The sequence below is a fragment of the Methylomonas sp. HYX-M1 genome (assembly GCF_040741385.1).
GTDB lineage: Bacteria > Pseudomonadota > Gammaproteobacteria > Methylococcales > Methylomonadaceae > Methylomonas > Methylomonas rhizoryzae.
Genome location: NZ_CP160405.1, coordinates 414,756 through 437,166, shown reverse-complemented (window position 1 = coordinate 437,166; position 22,411 = coordinate 414,756). Strand labels below are relative to the sequence as shown.

Below are 22,411 nucleotides of genomic sequence, written 5' to 3'. Positions count from 1 at the left end.
CGACAAAAATTCGATTGTCCCGTTACGACTCGGCGGACGAAGCGCGCTTCATTTCCGGCTCATAAACCAAAATCGGCTCAGATTGACCCTGTATCACACTGTCGTCTATAACCACTTTGACGATGTTATCGCTGGATGGCAATTCGTACATAGTATCTAATAACACATTCTCGACAATAGTGCGCAGTCCTCTGGCACCGGTTTTTCGTTCCATCGATTTGCGAGCAATTGCGCTTAGCGCCTCATCGCGAAATTCCAGCTCCGCGCCTTCCATTTCGAACAAATGTTTGTATTGCTTGATCAAGGCGTTTTTAGGCTGGGTCAAAATCTGCACCAGCGCTTGTTCGTCCAACTCCTCCAAGGTAGCCACAACAGGCAAGCGGCCAACAAACTCAGGAATCAAACCGTACTTGATCAAATCTTCGGCCTGTACGTCAGCGAATACTTCACCGACATTTTGGGTATCGTCTTTCGCTTTTACCTCAGCCGAAAAACCGATTCCACCTTTTTCGGTACGGCTTTTGATCACGCGATCCAAACCGGCAAAAGCACCGCCAACGATAAACAAAATGTTTGCAGTATTGACTTGCAAAAATTCCTGCTGAGGATGTTTTCTACCGCCTTGTGGAGGCACCGAGGCAACCGTACCTTCGATTAGTTTCAACAACGCTTGCTGCACCCCTTCGCCGGAGACGTCTCGCGTGATCGACGGATTATCGGATTTACGGGAAATCTTGTCTATTTCGTCGATGTATACGATACCGGTTTCAGCCTTTTCTACATCGTAATCGCATTTTTGTAGAATTTTCTGAATGATATTTTCGACGTCTTCGCCCACATAACCCGCTTCGGTCAACGTAGTAGCGTCGGCAATGGTAAAAGGAACGTCCAACAACCGAGCCAAAGTTTCCGCTAGCAAGGTTTTGCCCGAACCTGTAGGACCTATCAGCAAGATGTTACTTTTTGCCAGTTCGACGTCGCTCTTCTTGCTATTGCTACGCAAGCGCTTGTAATGGTTATATACGGCAACCGCGAGTATCTTCTTGGCTTTTTCCTGACCAATCACATATTGATCAAGCTCCAATTTGATTTCTTTCGGTTTCGGCAAAGCACCATGTCCAACCGATTTATCATCTTCGGCCAATTCGTCGCGGATGATATCGTTACACAACTCCACGCATTCGTCACAGACATAAACAGCCGGTCCGGCAATTAATTTTCTGACTTCGTTTTGGCTTTTACCGCAGAACGAACAATAAAGGAGCTTATCCTCGTCCTTACCTTTTTTGTCTTTACTCATGAGCAGACCCCGAGGTATTTCATTGCTTCAATGGCTGAAGGATATACCAAAAATAAACGAGATTCCCAAGAAATTCGCCGCCATGCGGCGAATATTGAATTAACCGTTTCTACTGGATAGCACTTTGTCCACCAAACCGTATTCAACCGCTTGTTCGGAACTCAAAAAGTTATCCCTATCGGTATCTTGTTGAATTTTTTCCAACGGCTGCCCGGTATGATGGGCTAGGATTTTGTTCAATTTATCGCGAATCGATAATATCTCTTTGGCGTGAATGGCAATGTCCGAAGCCTGACCTTGAAACCCGCCCAGCGGCTGATGAATCATGACCCTTGAATGCGGCAGACAGTAACGCTTACCGGCTGCGCCGCCTGCCAACAACAACGCCCCCATGCTGGCCGCCTGACCGATGCACATGGTGCTCACGTCGGGCTTAATAAATTGCATGGTGTCGTAAATCGACATGCCGGCAGTGACCGAACCGCCCGGCGAATTGATATACAAATGTATATCTTTATCCGGATTTTCCGATTCCAAAAACAGTAATTGCGCCACTACCAAATTGGCCATGTAATCTTCCACTTGACCAACTAAAAAGATAACGCGCTCTTTTAACAGTCGCGAATAAATGTCAAACGACCGTTCGCCTCTGGCCGTTTGCTCCACCACGATAGGCACCAAGCCGCCGGCGGCTTGCGGTGCCATTTGTTTCAGACCTTCAAAATTAGACATGTTGGGGGGATTCCTATGCTTGTTGTCTGTCCATGACATCATCAAAGCCGACACTTAGATCGGTGACTCTAGCACGCTCGACGACCCAGTCCACAGCCTGATCTTCTAAAACCATCTGCTGAACATCGTTTAAACGGCTATTGTCCGCATAATACCAGTTAATAACATCTTCAGGTCTCTCATAACTTTTAGCCATCTCCTCAATGACGGCGCGTACCCTCTCGGCATCCACCTTGATTTGATTTACACGGATGATTTCACCCAATATCAATCCCAGCGCCACACGACGTTTTGCTTGTTCTTCAAACATTTGGGTAGGCAAATTCAAATCTTCCACTTTAACGCCCGCTTTCGCAGCTCTATCGGCGTACGGTTTTATTAAATTCTGAATTTCCTGATCGATAAGAGCGTTCGGCAAGGCAATTTGAACTTTTTCGTACAATGCATCCAAAACGGCGCTTTTTTGTTTGCTCTTCAGCCCTTCCGCCAACTCGCGTTCCATATTGGCTTGCACGTCGTTGCGAAAAGACCCCGCATCGCCTTCTTCTACTCCGTATGACTTGATAAATTCCGCGTCGATTTCCGGTAAAACAGATTCTTCTACCTTTGCCATTTCGATTTCAAATTCGGCTAATTTTCCAGCCAATTTCTCGCTGTTGTATTTTTCGGGAAAGGTAATGGAAAAAGTTTTACTTTGGCCGGCACTCAGGCCTTTTAATTCATCCTCGAACCCCGGAATCATTTGGTTGGCACCAATTTCGACGACGTAATTTTCGGCTTTACCGTTGGTAAAGTTTTCCCCTTCCGAAACGCCGGAAAAGTGAATCGTCACTTTGTCGCCATCCCGGGATTCGCGCTCGACCACATTCCAGGCTTTTCTTTGCTGACGCAGCCTTTCAATCATTTTGTCTATGTCCGCATCCGTCACCGTAGCTTGCGGGCGTTGAATTTCCAATCCTTCCGCCGCAGCCAAGCTGATCTCAGGATAGACTTCGAATTCTGCTACGTATCGAAAACCGCTTTCATCATCGCTCGAAGTGATATGCGGCTGCCCGGCCGGCACTAACGCTTCTTGTTGCAAAGCCTGATAATAAGTCGATTGAATTAAGTCACCGGCAACTTCCTGCTTTACCCGCTCGGCATACAGCTTTTTGACCATACTGGTCGGCACTTTACCCGGACGAAACCCGTCGACTCTAACTTCCTTGGCCAGTTTTCTATAGCGTGTTTCCAGCTTTTCCTGGAAAACGTCCTCCGACACGCTGACAGTCATTTTTCGGTTTAACTCTGATGTCTTCTCGACAGAAACTTGCATTGCATTACCTCAGTTAATACACAGTGGAATTTAGGGGGAGACCTATCAGCGGGATTCTAGCAAGTGGAAAACGCTGTGTGGTTGCGAATCAGGGAAGGAGTTGGTGCGAGCGGAGAGACTCGAACTCTCACGGGGTTGCCACTGGAACCTAAATCCAGCGCGTCTACCAATTTCGCCACGCTCGCAAAATCGAATAGCGGACAATTATAATAATTCAACCGCTTAAAAACAACTCACTTGAGTATTTCCCGGCTAGCATGTCCAGAATATTCGCCACATTTCTTATAGTATTCGGATTGTTTTGTCCGACTCGCGGCCATGCGGATACGGCCCGCGGGCACGCGGCACTTCCTGACGGATATGTTGTGGAAATCGACATCGCCGACACCCTGAGCCAACGGGCCGCCGGCCTGATGTTTCGTCCGGTTCTTCCGGAAAACCGGGGCATGTTGTTCGTCTATCCGGAACCTCAAGCTATCGGCGTATGGATGAAGAACACGCTAATTTCGTTGGACGTGGTCTTTCTGAATGCCGACGCGATCATCGTTGGTGTGTTACCCAACCGGCAACCCTGTGTCACGCATCCCTGTCCGATTTACTCGTCGCCTACTCCTGCGAACTACATGCTGGAATTACAAGCCGGTAGCGCGGAAAAGCACAAACTCAGCGTCGGCCAAGAAATCTTGTTGGATTATCAACACCCGATGCCGACCGACTAACCGACACTCACCTCACCTTGGGCCCGTCTACGTCGGCGGGATCACCTTCGTACGGTGTCGCATATTTGCAATCCTTTTGCGGACACACTTTTTCGGTGCCGCGCCGTTTCGTGGTTTTCAAGGTGAGGATAGGCCATTGACAGGCCGGACAACTTTCTTTGATGGGCGCGTCCCATAATGCGTAATCGCATTTCGGGTATTCGGAGCACGAATAAAATATCTTGCCGCTACGGGCCTTGCGTTTCAAAATCGAGCCCTTTCCGCATTGCGGGCATTCAACTTCGGTATCCTGCGGCTTCTCTAAGGGCTCGATATGTTTGCATTTAGGGTAAGCGCTACAGCCTATGAATTTTCCGTAACGTCCACTCTTAATGACTAAAGGTGAGGTACATTTAGGACATACCCTGCCTTCGACGACCTCATTCTCCGCACCGACACCGGGATTATCGTCACCTAAATTGCGCGTGTAAGAGCAGGCCGGATAATTAGTACAACCGATAAAACGCCCGTTGCGTCCTAACCTTATCGATAATGGGCTAGCACATTCCGGACATTTTTCATCGATATGTTCTTGCGTAACATCTTTGCGTTGCACGGTCTCGTCTTTTTCACCGATCAACTGATTAAAGGGCTGCCAAAATGCGTTCATCAACGGCACCCAATCCTTTTCGCCCCGCGCCACGGCGTCCAATTCGTCTTCTAAATCGGCAGTAAATCCGTAGTCGACATATTTAGTGAAATGTTCGGTCAAAAACTTGTTAACAATCCTACCGACATCGGTCGGGAAAAACCGTTTGTTTTCCAGAGTGACGTATTCTCTGTTTTGCAAAGTCGAGATAATCGTCGCATAGGTCGACGGCCGACCGATACCGTATTCTTCCAGGGCTTTTACCAAACTTGCTTCGCTAAAACGCGGTGGCGGTTCGGTGAAATGTTGCGCTGCGACAATATCCAGTAAATCGACCGGCCTGCCTTCCTCCATCGGCGGCAACAACCGGTCTTGATCGTCGGCCGCGTCTTTGCTGTCGTCCACCCCTTCCAGATACACGGTCATGAATCCCGGATGGGTCACAGTCGAACCGGTCGCTCTGAATACGTTCAATTCGCTGCCGCAATGCAAATCAACCGCAACCAGGTTTAACGTAGCGTGCAACATTTGGCAGGCCACCGTGCGCTTCCAAATCAAATCGTACAATTTGAATTGTTCGGCGGATAAGCGATCTTTTACTTGTTCAGGCAAACGCTGGACCGAAGTCGGCCGAATCGCTTCATGCGCTTCTTGCGCATTTTTGGATTTAGTTTTGAAGTGCCTAGGCTCTTTAGGCACGTTTTTCGACCCGTATTTTTCGGCAATCAGCGCACGAATATCGTTGATGGCTTCGTCGGCCAGATTGACCGAATCGGTCCGCATGTAGGAAATCAGGCCGACCGTCTCGCCTCCCAAGTCGATACCTTCATACAGTTGCTGAGCAACCATCATGGTGCGCTTGGTAGTAAAGCCCAGTTTACGGGCGGCTTCCTGCTGTAAGGTAGAGGTGATGAACGGCGGAGCGGGATGTTTGCTGCGTTGCTTTTTTTCTAATTTGGCAACGATCAGCTTTCCGTCGCCAGCCTCAAGCAGGGCTTGCTTCACGTCCAAAGCTTTGGCTTCGTCGGTGAAACTGAATTGACCGAGCTTTTCTCCGTTGAAATGAGTCAGCTTGGCCTTAAACGGCTGGCCTTGCGCAACAGCGTCCGCAGTATGCGACCAATATTCCCGAGTCTTGAACGCCTCGATTTCCATTTCCCGTTCTACGATAAGCCGTAGCGCAGGACTTTGCACCCGCCCGGCCGATAAGCCGCGGCGAATTTTTTTCCACAACAAGGGCGATAAATTAAACCCCACCAAATAATCCAAAGCCCGGCGGGCTTGTTGCGCATTCACCAAGGTGGTAGACAGCTCGGTTGGGTTTTCTATGGCTTCGGTCACCGCCTTCTTGGTAATCTCGTGAAACACGACGCGCTGTACGTGTTTATCCTTAAGCAGTTTTTTTTCTTTTAAATACTCGAACACATGCCAGGAAATGGCCTCGCCTTCGCGGTCTGGGTCAGTAGCGAGATACAAAGTATCGGCCGCTTTAAGTGCTTTGCCGATTTCTTGCAAATGGCGTTGATTTCTGTCGATGACCTGATATTTCATGGCAAAGCCATGCTCGGGATCGACAGCGCCTTCTTTCGGGATTAAATCTCTGACGTGACCGTAGGATGCCAATACCTGAAAATCTTTACCCAGGTATTTTTCTATCGTCTTACATTTGGCGGGAGATTCGACAACGACCAAGCTTTTAGTCATAGCACCTTTTAAATCAATGCAAAGAAGTTGGTATTAAATCGTAAACGATATCTTCCATACGGGAGAACGCCGCGCTATCGCCAGGCTGACTCAAAAGCACCATCAATACCAACCATTTGAGTTTGTCCAGGGTAATGCCTTCTTCTTTCAAGGCCATCGCCCTATCTATGGCAATTTCCCGATTAGCCGCGCTTAATATGCCCGTATGTTCCAAAAACAACAGAAAGCTACGGCATTCCAGATCGAATACGCTTTGTTCTTGTGCGCTAAAGATTCGAAAAGAAGACGGTGCTCTAGGCTCCAAACTTTCAATGTCAGCCAAGGACTCGAGCCAATCAAAAGCCTTGCTGACATCGGGTTGCTGAAACCCCGCATCCAATAGCTCGTTGGCAATCACGTCCGTATCGGGATAACTCTCGCTATCCCCGTCCAGATAGTTTTCGAATAAATAAATCAACACATCAAATATATCTTCTTTCATCGGAGCCTTTATTGAATACGGTAATAACTACCACCAGCCGCGGCAGCAATATAGCCCTGCATCTCCAAAACCAACAGCATTGAAGATACATTTTCCGCCGAGCTACCGCTTGCTCGAACCAGTTCATCCACTGTTATCGGGCTGTACGGAATCAAATTCAATAGATTTTGTTGCTCCAGGTCAAGCATAGTGTGATTTATTTGTGCGCCGCTAGACCTAGGCAATTGATTGTATTGCCCTAATTCCTCCAAGATGTCGTCCACAGACTCTACCAATTTAGCGCCTTGCCGAATCAGCGCGTTGCAGCCTTTTGCCAGGGGATTGTAAATGGAGCCGGGAATTGCGAAGACTTCCCGGTTCTGTTCCAGCGCTAGCCTGGCGGTGATCAAGGAGCCGCTTTGGGCGGCGGCTTCCACAACCAGCAAACCTTGACACATCCCGCTGATGATGCGATTGCGGCGCGGAAAATGTCCGGCTTTAGCAGAGCTGCCTAACGGAAACTCCGAAATCAAAGCCCCTGTCTCGGCTATCTCAACCGCCAGCTGCCTGTGTCTAGCCGGATACACGCGGTCCAAACCCGTGCCGACCACAGCTAACGTTTTTCCTCCGCTGTTTAACGCCGCAACATGACTCGCCGCATCTATACCCAATGCCATGCCGCTGGTAATCGCGTATCCGGCTGCGACTAAGGCTCCGGCAAACTCCTGCGCCATTTTTGCCCCAAGAACCGAGGGATTTCGGCTCCCCACCATGGCAATCTGTGGCCTATTCAGTAAGCGGGGATCTCCTTTAACGTATAAAACGAAGGGCGGATCGGCGATTTGTTTCAGCAAATCCGGATAATCCGGGTCGTCGAAAACCACCACATGGTTTTCCGTTTGCGCCAACCACAGCAAGTCCTGCTCGATTAAACTCCATTCCAGCGCCTGCAGCGAATCGACCAATTTATCCGGACAACCGGCCTGCTTTAATTCGGCGGACGACGCGCTAAAAATTCGTTCCACAGAAAATTGAGCCAGTAAGCGTTGCGCGGTAAGCGGACCTAATCCCGGCGTACGGGAAAGCGCCAGCCAATAGCGTATCTGCGAGTTACCGAGCGCGGACAAATCTAATCCGAACTTAAATCCGTCGCGCTTACGGCGTTTTTACTTTGTCGTAAACATGGATGGCGGAAGCCGCTTTCATGACTAATGCATAACTGACTTTGTCGAACGGCCTAAAGATCATCAACAGCCCCGCTTGTTCGTCCGGCAACTGAACCGGTTCCGGCTCGTTAGTCCTGGTTCTGTCAATCACTATCTTGCCCCGTCGAAATATCTCCAGGGTATGACCGACAGTCAAACCATCCCGCAAGCCCTTGTCTACGACCACGATATCGTGCTGACCGATACGCGACACCCCGCCCAACACCTGAATGATGCTTCCCGCAACCGGACTTTCCGGGGACTTAGGAAAATAGTTCAAGGCCATTTCCCCATTTGCGCTCAACATGATCAAGTCGCCGCGCTGGACCTCCATTTCCGCTTTCATGATACGCAAAGTCGCCGGATCGCCAGGCCTCTCAATTACCGCGTCGGCAATGTATTGCGCTTCATATCCCAGGATTTCTTGGGTTTCCGGGCTTACGTAAGGCTTGCCGGGACGAAATACGGTATACGACAGGCCCTCGGGATGCTCAATCGCCCGCACGTAAAACCGGTCGCCTATACCGCCGACCAAATGTTCGTCCACAATCTCCAACACATACGGCGAGGAAGCAAGCTCTTCTGCGTTGACTACTCTAGGCGAACTCAGAAATTGAGAAATCGCTTCGTTCGGAATCATCGGGATCGCTTGCTGCAACTCCGATTCGCGCACATGAGGCACTAGTTCCGTATCGCTATAGTCTTGGCCGTTCGGTGAAAAACTGAGTGTGGCTTCCCCGTTGACGTACGCGAAATACAAGGTATCGCCCGGATAGATCCAATGCGGGTCTTTAATCTGCGGATTGTTGCGCCACAACTGCGGCCATTGCCAGGGATGCTGCAGGAATTTACCCGAGACGTCCCACAAGGTATCACCTTTCACGACAGTATATCGCTCGGGGTGATTGGGATTGATTTGCAGCGTGTCGGCGCTAAGCAGTGCGCTAAACAACATTGCGCCGAAAAAAAGGGAGGCCCGCCATCCCCAAGACAACCAAACAATCATCGATACCCTACCGTTAATGCTAGACAGACTAATGGCGAAGTGTAGATGAACTCAATCGGAAATCCAGCCATCAGCCCCGACCGGCTAATTTACACTCGTCTGCGGCTCGGCTCCGGGCAAATAACCGGCAAGCTCGGGCGCTAACTCTTTCAAAAAGCTTTGCAGTCTAAGATCGGCCTCTTTTAATTCTTGCCCGGGTTCCAGCCCGGTAACCAATCTGACCAAGGCGCCGTCGGTACGATGCATGGCAATCGCATCGTAAAACAAATACCATTTGACAAGATATTCGTTGGTAACCATACGCCCGCGTTGCGGAAACCAGTAATAAACCAATTGTTTATAATCGCCTTTCTCGATAACGGCTCTATTGACCCGCAACGGTTGGCCTTGGAACATAATGTCGGAAAACTCCTTTTGCCCGAAGCCGGTAATTTGCCAGCCGTCGCCCGGAATGCAACTGCGCGGAGAATGAATGGCCGCGCCGTTTCGTTGCGACTCGTAATAAGCGGTGTAGAAATTCACATTGCTACGCTGACTTGGATTGACGTAATTCATTACCACGTAATCGGTCAACTTCAACTCCTTGAGGTAGCGTCCGTCGATGTAGTCTCGCCGCCCTTGCCACTGCCCCAATTGAACCGGAAAACTTGCAAAAACTTTTCTGGGCGGAATGATGTCCTCGCCGGCGCGCATGGCATGCATGCTAGCCCCCATGAATACGATCAAGGCTATACAAGCAAAAACGGATTGGTTGAGTTTTACGTCGGCGCTGAAATTCGCTTTGCCGTCGAACCATTCGTCCGGCAACTGGACCAATTCCGAAAAAGCGGTGTTACTGCCGTTCAGCCGGGCAAAAAGCCACATTTCAATGAATAACAACACCATACAGAGCAAAAATACCGCCCAGCCTTCGAAATCATGTAAGAAGCCTTCGGCCATTTCGGTACCCCAATAATTGACTAAAACGCCAATCACACCGATACGGAAGCTGTTCATAAAAATCGTCAACGGAATCGACGATAAAAATACTAAGAGCTTTTGCCAAAAAGGCCCTTTGAATAAATAGGCGCACAAAAAAGACAGGCTGGCCAGCGGAAACAAATACCTTAGCCCACTACACGCTTCCACCACTTGCAGCTTATAGCCGCCAAGATCGATGACGTTTCCCTCGAGAAACACCATGATGTCGCATGCGCGTATGAATTCCACGCCTAGCCAGGAAGACAACAACTGCAGCTTGGACGACAGGTTGTTGAGTATAAAACTGGGGAACGGCACCATGAAAAACAAAAACAACAAGGCAACCCAAACGGTTTTCAGGCCGCGCGTGCCGAATGCCGCGGCGAACAATCCGCTAAGGCCTAGGATGAAGCCATATTGCTGCAGGGTCTTGATGGTTGCCAATCCGCCCAACACGCCCAGCAACAATGCAAAAAACAACAGGGCCAATCCGATTGAAGACTCGCGAAAACCGTTAACGAACGCCAGTTCCCTGCGCTGCATCCAAATTAGATACGCCGAAATAAGCGGTATGAAAAATCCGTGGCTGTATTCTTCGGTATCGAGCCATACTTCCACCATCATGCGCAAGCTATCATATAGCACGCCAGTCAATAACAGTACGGCTAAGCCCCATAACGACAACACCCAGAAAGGGTTAGGTCCGGGTGTATAGGACTTACTCTTTATTGCTTCCATTTGCATAATGATCACTCCAACCCATCTAAATTGAGATCTGCACTTTTCACTCTAACCGGATAAGTAAACCGGCTGCGGCCTGCCTAGTTTTGCTAACATTCGCAAACCGGCCTTTCAAAACATAACCATCGTGTAAAGCGCTTTAGGAAATCTCCCGTCAGAAATATCCTGATTCTTGGCAATCGCCTTATTGATTTTTAATTTCCGCTATATGTTCGACGAACCATTGGTAGGTCGAGGCTAAGCCTTGTTCCAGCTCGATTTTCGGTTGCCAGCCCAATGCACGCAATTTGCTGTTGTCCATCAATTTACGCGGCGTTCCGTCCGGCTTGCTGCTATCCCATTCGATATTGCCGGTAAAACCGACTACCTTGCCTACGGTTTCCGCCAATTGGCGTATGGTAACATCGACTCCCGTCCCGACGTTCAGATGCGATAACATCGGCTCAGTTACCTGTTGATAAGCTGCTTTGGACAAACTCATCACGTGCAGGCAAGCCGCAGCCATATCATCCACGTGTAAAAACTCCCGCATCGCCACGCCGGTACCCCAAACCGTTACACTCGCCGCGCCGGCGACTTTGGCGTCGTGAAACTTACGGATCATCGCCGGAATGACGTGACTGTTTTCCAAGTGAAAATTGTCGTTCTCGCCGTACAAATTGGTCGGCATCACCGAACGGTAATCGGTCGCATACTGCCGATTGTAAGACTCGCACAGTTTGATACCGGCAATTTTGGCGACAGCATACGGTTCGTTAGTCGGCTCCAGCACCCCGGTAAGCAAAGCCGACTCCTGTATCGGCTGCTCGGCATATTTAGGGTAGATACAAGAACTGCCTAAAAATAACAGCTGCGTGCAGCCGGAACGCCATGCCTGGTGCACGACGTTCGCCTCCATCATTAGATTTTGGTATATGAATTCAGCCGGATATTGGTTATTCGCGTGGATGCCGCCCACTTTGGCTGCCGCCAAAATCACGTGGTCCGGTCTCTCGGCTTGCATGAACTCGCTCACCGCGGCTTGATCGGTCAGATCCAATTCGCCATGCGTTTTGACCACGATATTGTCGTGACCAGCCGCCTGAAGTTGCCGAACGATGGCGGAACCCACCATCCCACGATGGCCTGCGACATAAATCTTCTTTTGCCTGTCGGACATCCGCTACTCCTTGCTTACCGCAACGCTATAGCCTTCATGCTGTAACAGTGCGTGTTTTTTGGCGTGCTCCAGATCGGCAGCCACCATCTCTTTAACCATCTCTTGCAAGGTGATTTGCGGCTCCCAACCCAAACGTTGTTTCGCCTTACTAGGATCGCCCAACAAGGTTTCGACTTCGGCCGGTCGAAAATAGCGCGGATCAATGGAAACGATAGTTTGCCCGACTTTAACGTGCGGCGCTTTGTCCCCGCTAATCGCTTCGACATAGCCTTTTTCGTCGACCCCGCTTCCCTCCCAACGCAAGGTAATCCCAAGCTCGCTTGCCGACATTTCTATAAATTGACGGACCGAGTATTGCACGCCGGTCGCGATGACAAAGTCTTCCGGCTGTTCTTGCTGCAACATCATCCATTGCATGCGCACATAGTCCTTCGCATGCCCCCAATCACGCAATGAATCCATATTTCCCATGTACAAGCATTGCTCTAGGCCCATGGCGATATTGGCAAGACCGCGGGTGATCTTGCGCGTCACGAAAGTTTCGCCACGACGCGGCGATTCGTGGTTAAACAAGATGCCGTTACAGGCATACATGCCGTAAGCTTCCCGGTAATTGACGGTAATCCAATACGCATATAATTTCGCAACAGCGTAAGGCGAACGCGGATAAAACGGCGTGGTTTCCTTCTGCGGAATTTCCTGAACCAGGCCGTACAATTCCGAAGTGGAGGCTTGATAAAAGCGAGTGGTTTTCTCCATCCCTAAAAAGCGTATGGCTTCGAGCAAGCGCAAAGTCCCTATCGCATCGACATCCGCCGTGTATTCCGGAGATTCGAACGACACCGCGACATGACTCATGGCACCCAGGTTGTAGACTTCGTCGGGTTGGGTTTCTTTTAGGATGCGCGTCAGGTTAGAGCTATCGGTTAAATCCCCGTAATGCAGATGAAATTTGGCATCCGTGGTATGAGGGTCTTGATAAATGTGGTCTACCCGCTCGGTATTAAACAGCGATGCCCGGCGTTTGATGCCGTGCACCTCGTAGCCTTTTTCCAACAGAAACTCGGCTAAATAAGAACCGTCCTGACCGGTGATGCCGGTAATTAAAGCGACCTGCTTTTTCATTCAATATCCTCTTTCTCTGAACCAACTAAATCTAACGGATTCGTCGACGAAACCGGCATCATAGCGAATTCGTATTACAGCAACGCTGTTCGCCGGTTTTGAACGACCATTTCAATGCTAAATCGCCTGCGCACCCGGAAAACCGAGCTGTTTCCAAGCCTCGTAAAGAACCACGGCGACCGTATTGGATAAATTCAAGCTTCTACTTTCCCTGCGCATCGGCAATACCAAATTCATCTGACGCGGCTGACTCTCCAAAAAATCCGCGGGCAAGCCGCGCGTTTCCGGGCCGAACAACAGCGCGTCTCCGACCTGAAACGCTACCCGACTGTACTGGGTACTGCCTTTAGTCGTGAGTGCAAACAAGCGATTGGGCTTGGCCCTTTCCCGGTAGTCCTGCAACGACGCATACTGCCTGACGTTGACCCACTCGTGATAGTCCAGACCGGCCCGCCGCAAACGCTTATCGTCCAATTCGAAGCCTAAAGGATGAATCAAATGCAAATGCGCGCCGGTATTGGCGCATAATCGAATGATATTGCCGGTATTTGCCGGAATTTCCGGCTGATAGAGGACAACATCCAACATGTATCAATATTGCTCCACATCTATCGGCGACAATTTCCAGATTTCTCTGTTGTAGTCGGAAATAGTCCTATCGGTCGAAAATTTCCCACTGGCCGCCGTATTCAGAATGCTCATTTTTGTCCAGCGTTCCTGATCGCGCCAAGCTTCTTCGACTTGCTTTTGCGCGTTCAAATAACTACGAAAATCCGCAATAGTCATCCACGGATCTTGCGGGTTTTTGATCGACGCAATCACGTCGTCGAACATGCCGGGCTCAAATTGGTTGAAATGGCCGCACTCCAACAAGCGCATGACGCCTTGCAAATCGGTATCTTGATCGATATAAGCTTGCGGGTTGTAATGCGGTTTTAATGCTTCCACCTCGGCTTCCGTGAGTCCGAACAAAAAGAAATTCTCCGCCCCAACCTCATCGCGAATTTCGATGTTCGCCCCATCCAAAGTGCCGATGGTCAGTGCGCCGTTCATCATGAACTTCATGTTGCCGGTGCCGGAAGCCTCTTTCCCGGCGGTGGAAATTTGTTCGGACAGATCCGCACCCGGACAGATTTTTTCCATGGCCGAAACCCGGTAATTGGGTAAAAACACTAATTTGAGCTTATTCCCGACATCCGGATCGCCGTTGATGACATTCGCGATATTATTGATTAACTTAATAATTTTTTTCGCCATCGCATAACCGGGGGCGGCTTTACCGCCGATCAACACACAACGGTTAACCCAATTTTGCGTATCGCCCCGCTTAATGCGGTCGTATAAATGGATGACGTGCAATACGTTTAATACTTGCCGTTTATATTCGTGAATGCGCTTGACCTGAACATCGAACAAGGCCTCCACGTCGATTTCGATGTCGAACTCGGTGCGTTTGTAATCGACCAAGCGTTGCTTGGCGGCCTGATTGAGCTCACGCCAGGTTGCCCTAAACGCCGGATCTTCGGCATGAGGTCTTAGCTTGGCCAGTTCCGACAACTCGATAATCCATCTATCGCCTATTGTCGCGGTAATCAGTTCCGCAAGTTCGGGATTGCAACCCGCCAGCCAGCGGCGCGGCGTAACCCCATTGGTTTTATTATTGAATTTGTGCGGCCAAAGCTCATAAAAATCCTTAAACAAGCCTTCTTTCAACAACTTGGAGTGCAGTTCGGCCACCCCGTTGACCGAAAAACTGCCGACGATAGCCAAATACGCCATGCGCACGTTTTTTTCATGCCCTTCTTCAATCAGCGACATTCTGGCGATTCTGGCGCCGTCCCCCGGCCAATGCGCCGAAACCTCCGCCAAGAAGCGCGCGTTGATTTCGAATATGATCTCCATCAAGCGCGGCAGCAAACTTTGCATCAAATTTACCGACCATTTTTCCAGAGCTTCCGGTAACAATGTATGGTTGGTATAGGCCATGGTATTGCGGGTAATCTGCCACGCTTCGTTCCAGGATAGCCCGTGAATGTCGACCAATAGCCGCATCAATTCGGCCACCGCGATGCTGGGATGGGTGTCGTTGAGTTGAAAGCAGTTTTTCTCCGCAAATTTGGAAAAATCCCGGCCGTGCCGCCCCACCCAGTTGGCGATAACGTCCTGCAAACTCGCCGATGCCAAAAGATATTGCTGCTTTAACCGCAACACTTTGCCGTTTTCGTTGGCGTCGTTGGGATACAGCACCATGGTGATGTTTTCCGCCGTATTTTTCTGCGCCACGGCTTCGGCGTAATCGCCGGCATTAAACTCCTGCAAATTAAATTCTTCGGTAGCAATTGCCTTCCATAACCGCAGGGTATTGACGGTACCGTTTTTATAGCCCGGTACCGGCGTATCGTAGGGAATAGCCAGCACGTCATGCGTCTCCACCCAACTGCTGCGCTTGTGTCCGTTTTCGTCGATATGCATTTGAGTACGGCCGCCGAATTTAACCCGGGTCATATACTCCGGCCGTTCGATTTCCCAGACGTTGCCGTTGCGTAACCAGTGATCGGGTTTTTCGACCTGCTCGCCGTTGACGATTTCCTGAGTGAACATGCCGTACTCGTAGCGCAAGCCGTAACCGGTAACCGGTAATTGCAAGCTGGCGCAGCTATCTATGAAACAAGCCGCCAACCGCCCCAAGCCACCGTTTCCCAAACCGGCGTCCGGTTCGCTATCCAATAGCTCTTCGGCGTCCAGCCCCAAGTCGTATAGCGCTTTGATCACTTCCTCGTCCATGCCCAAATTCAACATGGCATTGCTTAGCGAGCGTCCGATCAAAAACTCCATGGACAGGTAAAACGCTTTCTTGCAATCGATGTCCCGATAAACGTTGTAGGTTTTTTTCCAGCGCTCCGCCAAACGGTCGCATATCGCCAGAGACAACGCTTCGTAAGCGTAGTGCGGGGATCGGCAGTTTTCGTCCCGGCCTAGCCGATGGCTGTAATAACGTTTGAAATCCGAAGTGATATGCTCAGCCGCCATCCCCAGTTTAGGTAACCGGGTAATGTCGGCTTTAGGGGTACTCTTACGGAAGACTTTGTGTATCATGATCTAACCCCTTGAGAAATTTAGAAAGACCGAATTTATCCATCAACCGCTGCAAGCCCTATCGGCTGCACCGACATAGTCATCGAATCACAAGCTTTGCTTACGGCAATATCTGCAAGTACCTTCAGCATTTCCTTGCCTGCATCAATAAACCTCTAACTCAAGTTACTTGGCTCGCTGACCGGTCAAGTCCGCTACGACAACGATTGAATACCGGAGAAACAGCGGGTTTGCCGACTTTAGTTCAATTTACCATGACAATGTTTATATTTCATGCCCGAGCCGCAAGGACAAAGATCGTTCCTACCTACTTTGGGGTCGCGCCGTACATAAGTTTGCGACTCGGCAGTTGCGGCCGCCCCCGAGTCTTGCTCGGCCGGTTGTTCGAGTTCGAACGCCGAATGGGCCTCGGCGTGCTCGAAATGCATGTCCACCGGCGCTTGCAACTGCTCGTCCATCGCTTGCACGTCTTCCTCGCGCGTCACCTGAATTTTGGCTAGGATAGTGACTGCCTCTTGTTTGATATGGTCCAACAAGCTGTTGAACATTTGGAAGGCTTCCCGCTTATATTCCTGCTTAGGATCTTTCTGGCCGTAGCCGCGTAAATGAATGCCTTGCCGCAATTGATCCATAGCGGCGAGATGCTCTTTCCAACCATGGTCGAGCACTTGCAACATCACGCTTTTCTCCAGATGCCTGACCACATCCACACCTATTGCTCGGGCTTTAGCCTCACTATCTTGTTCGGATTTTTCCACCAAAAGCTTACGCAACTTAGCTTCATTCAGCGATTTGTCGGCGGCCATCATTTCGACCAACGGCAAGGACAGATTCAAGTCTTGTTTTAAACAGTGTTCCAAACCCTGAATATTCCATTGCTCTTCCATGGTCTTCGGCGGAATGAATTGGCTGACGATGTCATTGATAACATCCGCGCGAATGGCGCAAATAATATCGCTGATATCGTCGGCCGCCATCAGCTCGTTACGCTGGGCATACACCACTTTCCGCTGATCGTTGGCGACGTCGTCGTAAGCCAGAATTTCTTTCCGGATATCGAAGTTGCGATTCTCCACCTTGCGCTGAGCGCTTTCGATAGAGCGGGTTACCCAAGGATGCTCGATCGCCTCCCCCTCTTGCATGCCCAATTTTTGCATCAAACCGACCACGCGGTCCGACGCGAAAATCCGCATCAAATCGTCTTCCAACGACAAATAAAAACGCGAAGATCCCGGATCGCCTTGCCGGCCGGACCTACCGCGCAGCTGATTATCGATACGTCGCGATTCGTGGCGCTCGGAACCGATGACATGCAAACCGCCGGCGGCCAGCACGGCTTGATGCCTATCCAGCCAAGCACCGCGCACCCGCTCTTTATCCGCTTCGGAAGCCTGTTCGCCCAAACTGTCGAGCTCGGCAGCCAAATTACCGCCCAGTACGATGTCGGTACCCCGGCCGGCCATGTTGGTTGCGATAGTTACCGCCCCCGGCATCCCGGCGTTAGCGATGATGTGTGCCTCGCGCTCGTGTTGCTTGGCGTTCAAAACTTCATGGACGATGCCGTGGCTTTTTAACAACGTCGAAATCAACTCGGATTTTTCGATGGACGTAGTGCCCACTAACACCGGCTGACCGCGCTGATAACAATCTTTGATGTCGGCAATCACTGCATCGTATTTTTCCCGTGCCGATAGATAAACCAGATCGCCCATATCCTTGCGGATCATCGGTCTATGAGTGGGAATGACCACAACCTCCAGACCGTAAATCTTATTCAGCTCGAACGCTTCCGTATCGGCGGTTCCGGTCATGCCGGACAATTTTTCATACAAGCGAAAATAGTTTTGAAAAGTAATCGAGGCCAGGGTTTGATTTTCTTTCTGAATGGTCACCCCTTCCTTGGCTTCTATGGCCTGATGCAGGCCCTCGGACCAACGCCGTCCGCTCATCATGCGGCCGGTGAATTCGTCAACGATAATGATTTGGTCGTTGCGGACCACATAATCGACGTCTTTTTGAAACAAGCAGCGCGCGCGTAACGACGCATTGACGTAATGCATCAAGCGGATATTGGCCGGATCGTATAAGGTCGAACCTTCCGCTATCAAGCCGGCTTCAGCCAGCATGTGCTCGACTTTTTCGTAGCCCGATTCAGTCAAGTGGACTTGACGGGATTTTTCGTCGATGAAGTAATCTCCCGGCATTTTGTCCTGCATTTCCGGATCGTCGGCTTTTTCCTGCCGGCTTAGATACGGAACCAAGCGGTCGGTGGCCAAGTAAATGTCGGTACTGCCTTCCGCCTGCCCGGAGATAATCAACGGAGTTCGCGCCTCGTCGATCAAAATGGAATCGACTTCGTCGACAATGGCAAAGTGCAAGTCGCGCTGTACTTTTTGCTCCAGACTAAACGCCATGTTATCGCGCAAATAGTCGAAGCCGAATTCGTTGTTGGTGCCGTAGGTGATGTCGGCGGCATATGAGGCTTTACGTTGCTCGTGATTCAGATCGCTCACGATCACGCCGGTCGTCAGCCCCAAAAAACCGTACAACCGCCCCATGGTTTCGGCGTCGCGGCGAGCCAGATAATCGTTCACGGTAACTACGTGTACGCCCTTGCCCGGCAAGGCATTCAGATAAGCCGCCAAGGTAGCCATCAGGGTTTTACCCTCGCCGGTTTTCATCTCGGCGATTTTTCCGGCGTGCAGCACCATGCCGCCGATCAACTGCACGTCGAAATGCCTCAAGCCGAATACCCGGGTGGAGGCTTCCCGGACTAACGCAAAAGCTTCCGGAATTAAGTTATCGAGCTTTTCGCCGGCGGCTAAGCGGTCGCGAAACTCTTGAGTCTTGGCTTTGAGCGCAACGTCGGGGAGCTTTTCATACTCGGCCGCCAATGCATTGACTTTCTTGACCAGCTTGCGCTTTTTCTTAATCAGCCTATCGTTCCGGCTACCGATAACCCATTTAACCAGCTTACCCAGCATGATACTTCCAGTGTGATATTGAATTCAAAGCAAACGATTATAAACCGTATACGGTTTTTGCCGCCAGAATCTGAGTTTTTACAAATGCCTGGCAATTTTCTCGGGGAATTAATGCGGCGGTTTGCTCTACTGATCAATCAAGCCGGCACGCAGCAATTGCGGCCTTGTTGTTTGGCTTGGTACAACGCGGCATCCGCCCGGGAGAAGATAGATTCGTTGTCGTCTCCGGCTACATATTCCGTCAAACCGCACGACAGCGTGATCGAGAGTCGGTTGCCGCCGGCATTGAAACCGCTGTTTTCGACAACTTGCCGGATTTTCTCCACAACGCCGAACGCGGCTTCCGCCCCTGTTTCCGGTAACAACATCACAAACTCTTCGCCGCCGAATCGGGCCAGGAAATCAGTCTCTCGCGAATGCTGACTCAACAGCTTGGCTATGATTATCAGCACCTTATCGCCGGACTTATGCCCGTATGTGTCGTTGATGTTTTTGAAATAATCGATATCGAACACCGCGACCGACAATGCACCACCGTAACGTTTGCACCGGGCCAATTCGCTAGCCAAGCGTTCGTCCAACGCCAATCGATTGGACAATTCGGTCAAAGGATCCCGTGTAGCCTTGTATTGCGCCACATCTAAATGCGATCTCAGTTCAGAGGTTTCCTCTTCCAAGGCCTGTAATTTTTGCACCAAGGCATTCAACTGCTGTTGCGCGTTAGTTCTTTCCGCCTCTTCCTGAGCCCGAGATTGCTGCAACTGCTGGTTGAGCGTGTGGACCCGCAGCTCGATCAACTGCTTTAACGGCTCCAGCTGAGTAGCCGACGCGGAGTTTTGTTGCAACTCAACGATTTGCGCCTCCACGGTGCGATTGAAATCGCTGTGCTTGATGAAGGAGTCTTCCGCGGCAACCCCCATGCCGGCCGTCTTGATGCCCAAATCCGTCAATTCATCGGTCAAGCGCGTCAAAAAAGTTGCCATTTCCTGCTGCTCGACATCAATGTGTTTCTTGACGGAAAGCAGCAAACGCACGCCGTCGTCGAATATCGGGGCTAGCGGCTGTAGTTGGTTAAGCCGGACTCTGAGATTTGCCGCATCCTGCGCGAAGGCCGGCGGCAGCTGCACGTTATCGAGCAAATTTAACAGCTGTTCGCCGACCGTCCGATTGTCGGCCATAACATTTTGCAGTGCCTCACTTGCGTTGACGTTCTTAAGCAGGTCCGCCAAAGCCAGAAATAACCGCTGCTGATTAGGAATTTCTCGATTTTGGTAATTCGCTTGAATCCGCTGCAATGCCGATTCCAGTTCGACATGGGTTTGTATCAAGTACTCAAACAGCAGGCTGGCATCCAGATGAGAAGTCTGCTGCAAATCCTTTAGCGAATACAAGGCCTTGCTAAATGCTTCCAATTCCTGCCGCAACAAGGGATTGGCTATCCCGGCTTTAAGCGACTTACGCAAGCGCTCTAAATGCGGATCCAGACCGGGATCGAAGCCTTTAACCGCCAACGCGAAACGTACGAGCGTTTTGCAGAACAAATCGCGCAGACCTTGCTGTTCTTTTTCAAAGCTTTCTTGCTCGATCAGCAAGTCGAAATACTTAGTCTTCCACTTATCGTCACCATCGTGTTTATTGCCGAACAAACCCATACTCTCTGACACCTCGTTCGGTAAAACACGTAAACCGCAAGCTGAATAAACGCTTAGCTTGTTCGGTTAAAATTAGTTTAATGATATCCGTTATTTGGCTTGAGATTCCTGTTGAATCAATTGATCGGTCACACTCAACATGTTTTCCTGTGACTTGGCGGTAGTCGCGGTCACGCGGTACTTGCCGTTTACGATCAGCGCGGGCACCCCGGTTATCCCATAGCGGGCCGCCATGGTTTCCGCCTGCCGCATTTTTGCATCGACCAAAAAAGAGTGATAGGCGGCACGAAAATCCTCGTCCTTGACCCCATGCGCCACGAAAAATTTGGCCAATTCGTCTTCCGTAGCCAGTTTTTGCTTTTTATTCTGGATGGCATCGAACAAGTCCGCATGCACTTTCTCCACTATCCCTAGGGCCTCGGCGGTAAAAAAAGCTTTCGCGTGTTTTGCCCACAGATCGCTGAATACCGCAGGCTGCCGGATAAAGTTAACGTTCTCCGGCTTTTTGGCCAGCCATTTATTCATTTCCGGTTCCAGACTGTAACAATGCGGGCAGCCGTACCAAAAAAATTCGATCACTTCCACTTTATCGGGTTTTTGGACCGGTTGAGGCGGTGAAACCGATTCGTAATTCAATTCGCCGTGCGCTAAAACCGAACAACACAACAAACCCACTGCAGCAATTTTTCTAAGCATTTTTTCTCCGTTGTTGGCACGCCTATCTAATAATTCCCGAAGGCTATTAGAGCCGGCGTCCTGTTAACCAAGCAAAACGTTGTAGCAAGCGGTGCCTAGCCATTCGCCAGGCACCCGTCTATCGATGACAAACCGGCCGTTTCCAGCGCGTCCAGCTTGCACTATCCGGGTTATTTGATGGTGGAAATGTAGTATGCAACCGCTTTAATGTCTTCATTGGTCATCTTGGTTGCAATCATATGCATCATATTTTCCCGATTGTTGCTGCGGGCGCCGGTTTTGAAGTCGGTAAGGGTTTTGATCAAATACTCCGCATGTTGCGAATGCAAGGCCGGAAAAGAAGCCGGTTTATTACCTTCCGCATACGGCCCGTGACAAGCGACGCACGCGGATACTTCTCTGGCTATATTTCCGTTTCGATAAAGATCTTTGCCTTGAGTAATTAAATCTTCCAATTCTGCCTGCTTTTGTGCTTCGGTTTTTGCCGGCTTCGAATCGTCGTCATCATCCACCGGCAGAACCGGCGCCGAATTTGCGGCTATTTTCTGCTCGCTATAATAGCTAGCGATTTCCGCCATGCTTTTATCGTCTAAACCGGTCGCTAACGGTGCCATCATGGGCGACAAGCGGGTGCCGCTTTTGAACGCTTGCAATTGTTTCAGCAAATAGCCTTGATGCTGCCCTGCCAATTTTGGAAACGACGGCATCGGACTATTACCGTCTTCGCCATGACAACCGGCGCAAGTAGCGGCTTTTTCCTTGCCCGCTTTACTTTGCGCAGCTGCAAAACCGCTACTCGCGGCAAGTGCCAGAGAAATAGAAACGGTCAGCAGTGTTTTTATCATTATTTAGCCCCTGTTTTCGGATAGTAATTGGGATTAACGCTTGCGGCTAATTGCGGCCGGTTGCGTAAAATCCTCGCGAATTCT

General features: G+C 50.3%; 17 protein-coding genes and 1 tRNA gene. 1 reads left to right on the top strand and 17 read right to left on the bottom strand.

Annotation, left to right across the window (positions count from 1 at the left end):
- Positions 1-22: 22 nt before the first annotated feature.
- From clpX to AB0A83_RS01925, 4 genes are all read right to left on the bottom strand, one after another.
- Positions 23-1,300 carry an ATP-dependent Clp protease ATP-binding subunit ClpX gene (gene clpX / locus AB0A83_RS01940; RefSeq protein WP_150046291.1) on the bottom strand — a complete coding sequence of 426 codons (1,278 nt, stop codon included), beginning with the start codon at positions 1,298-1,300 and terminating at the stop codon, positions 23-25.
- Positions 1,301-1,399: 99 nt separating this feature from the next.
- Positions 1,400-2,032, bottom strand: coding sequence for an ATP-dependent Clp endopeptidase proteolytic subunit ClpP (gene clpP / locus AB0A83_RS01935; RefSeq protein ID WP_150046290.1), 633 nt, complete (start codon positions 2,030-2,032; stop codon positions 1,400-1,402).
- 13 nt (positions 2,033-2,045) lie between these two features.
- Positions 2,046-3,347 carry a trigger factor gene (gene tig / locus AB0A83_RS01930; RefSeq protein WP_150046289.1) on the bottom strand — a complete coding sequence of 434 codons (1,302 nt, stop codon included), beginning with the start codon at positions 3,345-3,347 and terminating at the stop codon, positions 2,046-2,048.
- Positions 3,348-3,448: 101 nt separating this feature from the next.
- A tRNA-Leu gene (locus AB0A83_RS01925) sits at positions 3,449-3,532 on the bottom strand.
- Between the two features lie 180 nt (positions 3,533-3,712).
- On the opposite strand from AB0A83_RS01925, the gene AB0A83_RS01920 reads away from it, so the two are divergent.
- On the top strand, positions 3,713-4,066 hold the full coding sequence (locus AB0A83_RS01920; RefSeq protein WP_190303223.1) for a DUF192 domain-containing protein: 354 nt from the start codon (positions 3,713-3,715) through the stop codon (positions 4,064-4,066).
- 7 nt (positions 4,067-4,073) lie between these two features.
- Here AB0A83_RS01920 and topA read toward each other — a convergent pair whose 3' ends face one another.
- The 13 genes from topA to AB0A83_RS01855 form a co-directional block, all read right to left on the bottom strand.
- Positions 4,074-6,398: a type I DNA topoisomerase gene (gene topA / locus AB0A83_RS01915; RefSeq protein WP_150046287.1), complete on the bottom strand. Its 2,325-nt coding sequence runs from the start codon at positions 6,396-6,398 to the stop codon at positions 4,074-4,076.
- A gap of 13 nt (positions 6,399-6,411) precedes the next feature.
- Complete coding sequence (locus AB0A83_RS01910; RefSeq protein ID WP_150046286.1) at positions 6,412-6,879, bottom strand: DUF494 family protein; 468 nt, start codon at positions 6,877-6,879, stop codon at positions 6,412-6,414.
- Positions 6,880-6,887: 8 nt separating this feature from the next.
- Positions 6,888-7,985, bottom strand: coding sequence for a DNA-processing protein DprA (dprA, locus tag AB0A83_RS01905; RefSeq protein WP_367155290.1), 1,098 nt, complete (start codon positions 7,983-7,985; stop codon positions 6,888-6,890).
- A 28-nt stretch (positions 7,986-8,013) separates the two neighbouring features.
- Positions 8,014-9,018, bottom strand: coding sequence for a LysM domain-containing protein (locus AB0A83_RS01900; RefSeq protein WP_150046284.1), 1,005 nt, complete (start codon positions 9,016-9,018; stop codon positions 8,014-8,016).
- 135 nt (positions 9,019-9,153) lie between these two features.
- The gene (gene xrtD, locus AB0A83_RS01895) at positions 9,154-10,773 is read right to left on the bottom strand and encodes a VPLPA-CTERM-specific exosortase XrtD (protein ID WP_367155289.1); all 1,620 of its coding nucleotides are present in this window, start codon (positions 10,771-10,773) and stop codon (positions 9,154-9,156) included.
- Between the two features lie 181 nt (positions 10,774-10,954).
- Complete coding sequence (locus AB0A83_RS01890; RefSeq protein WP_150046283.1) at positions 10,955-11,929, bottom strand: GDP-L-fucose synthase; 975 nt, start codon at positions 11,927-11,929, stop codon at positions 10,955-10,957.
- Between the two features lie 3 nt (positions 11,930-11,932).
- Positions 11,933-13,054 carry a GDP-mannose 4,6-dehydratase gene (gene gmd, locus AB0A83_RS01885; RefSeq protein WP_150046282.1) on the bottom strand — a complete coding sequence of 374 codons (1,122 nt, stop codon included), beginning with the start codon at positions 13,052-13,054 and terminating at the stop codon, positions 11,933-11,935.
- 117 nt (positions 13,055-13,171) lie between these two features.
- A complete protein-coding gene (trmL, locus tag AB0A83_RS01880; RefSeq protein ID WP_150046281.1) occupies positions 13,172-13,642 on the bottom strand; it encodes a tRNA (uridine(34)/cytosine(34)/5-carboxymethylaminomethyluridine(34)-2'-O)-methyltransferase TrmL in 471 nt (156 codons plus the stop codon).
- A 3-nt stretch (positions 13,643-13,645) separates the two neighbouring features.
- Complete coding sequence (locus AB0A83_RS01875) at positions 13,646-16,150, bottom strand: glycogen/starch/alpha-glucan phosphorylase (protein WP_150046280.1); 2,505 nt, start codon at positions 16,148-16,150, stop codon at positions 13,646-13,648.
- 239 nt (positions 16,151-16,389) lie between these two features.
- Entirely contained in the window at positions 16,390-19,134 is a 2,745-nt protein-coding gene (secA, locus tag AB0A83_RS01870) for a preprotein translocase subunit SecA (protein WP_367155287.1), read from the bottom strand.
- A 137-nt stretch (positions 19,135-19,271) separates the two neighbouring features.
- Complete coding sequence (locus AB0A83_RS01865; RefSeq protein WP_150046278.1) at positions 19,272-20,786, bottom strand: GGDEF domain-containing protein; 1,515 nt, start codon at positions 20,784-20,786, stop codon at positions 19,272-19,274.
- 90 nt (positions 20,787-20,876) lie between these two features.
- On the bottom strand, positions 20,877-21,482 hold the full coding sequence (locus AB0A83_RS01860) for a thiol:disulfide interchange protein DsbA/DsbL (protein WP_367155286.1): 606 nt from the start codon (positions 21,480-21,482) through the stop codon (positions 20,877-20,879).
- Positions 21,483-21,652: 170 nt separating this feature from the next.
- A complete protein-coding gene (locus AB0A83_RS01855) occupies positions 21,653-22,327 on the bottom strand; it encodes a cytochrome c (protein ID WP_367155285.1) in 675 nt (224 codons plus the stop codon).
- Positions 22,328-22,411 lie beyond the last annotated feature (84 nt).

What these genes read in the sequence shown, in the direction of transcription:
- AB0A83_RS01910 (WP_150046286.1), bottom strand. Translation starts at nt 6,879, where the DNA reads ATGAAAGAAGATATATTTGATGTGTTGATTTATTTATTCGAAAACTAT.
- tig (WP_150046289.1), bottom strand. Translation starts at nt 3,347, where the DNA reads ATGCAAGTTTCTGTCGAGAAGACATCAGAGTTAAACCGAAAAATGACT.
- clpX (WP_150046291.1), bottom strand. Translation starts at nt 1,300, where the DNA reads ATGAGTAAAGACAAAAAAGGTAAGGACGAGGATAAGCTCCTTTATTGT.
- AB0A83_RS01865 (WP_150046278.1), bottom strand. Translation starts at nt 20,786, where the DNA reads ATGGGTTTGTTCGGCAATAAACACGATGGTGACGATAAGTGGAAGACT.
- AB0A83_RS01875 (WP_150046280.1), bottom strand. Translation starts at nt 16,150, where the DNA reads ATGATACACAAAGTCTTCCGTAAGAGTACCCCTAAAGCCGACATTACC.
- AB0A83_RS01890 (WP_150046283.1), bottom strand. Translation starts at nt 11,929, where the DNA reads ATGTCCGACAGGCAAAAGAAGATTTATGTCGCAGGCCATCGTGGGATG.
- xrtD (WP_367155289.1), bottom strand. Translation starts at nt 10,773, where the DNA reads ATGCAAATGGAAGCAATAAAGAGTAAGTCCTATACACCCGGACCTAAC.
- topA (WP_150046287.1), bottom strand. Translation starts at nt 6,398, where the DNA reads ATGACTAAAAGCTTGGTCGTTGTCGAATCTCCCGCCAAATGTAAGACG.
- secA (WP_367155287.1), bottom strand. Translation starts at nt 19,134, where the DNA reads ATGCTGGGTAAGCTGGTTAAATGGGTTATCGGTAGCCGGAACGATAGG.
- clpP (WP_150046290.1), bottom strand. Translation starts at nt 2,032, where the DNA reads ATGTCTAATTTTGAAGGTCTGAAACAAATGGCACCGCAAGCCGCCGGC.
- gmd (WP_150046282.1), bottom strand. Translation starts at nt 13,054, where the DNA reads ATGAAAAAGCAGGTCGCTTTAATTACCGGCATCACCGGTCAGGACGGT.
- AB0A83_RS01860 (WP_367155286.1), bottom strand. Translation starts at nt 21,482, where the DNA reads ATGCTTAGAAAAATTGCTGCAGTGGGTTTGTTGTGTTGTTCGGTTTTA.
- AB0A83_RS01900 (WP_150046284.1), bottom strand. Translation starts at nt 9,018, where the DNA reads ATGTTGTTTAGCGCACTGCTTAGCGCCGACACGCTGCAAATCAATCCC.
- AB0A83_RS01855 (WP_367155285.1), bottom strand. Translation starts at nt 22,327, where the DNA reads ATGATAAAAACACTGCTGACCGTTTCTATTTCTCTGGCACTTGCCGCG.
- trmL (WP_150046281.1), bottom strand. Translation starts at nt 13,642, where the DNA reads ATGTTGGATGTTGTCCTCTATCAGCCGGAAATTCCGGCAAATACCGGC.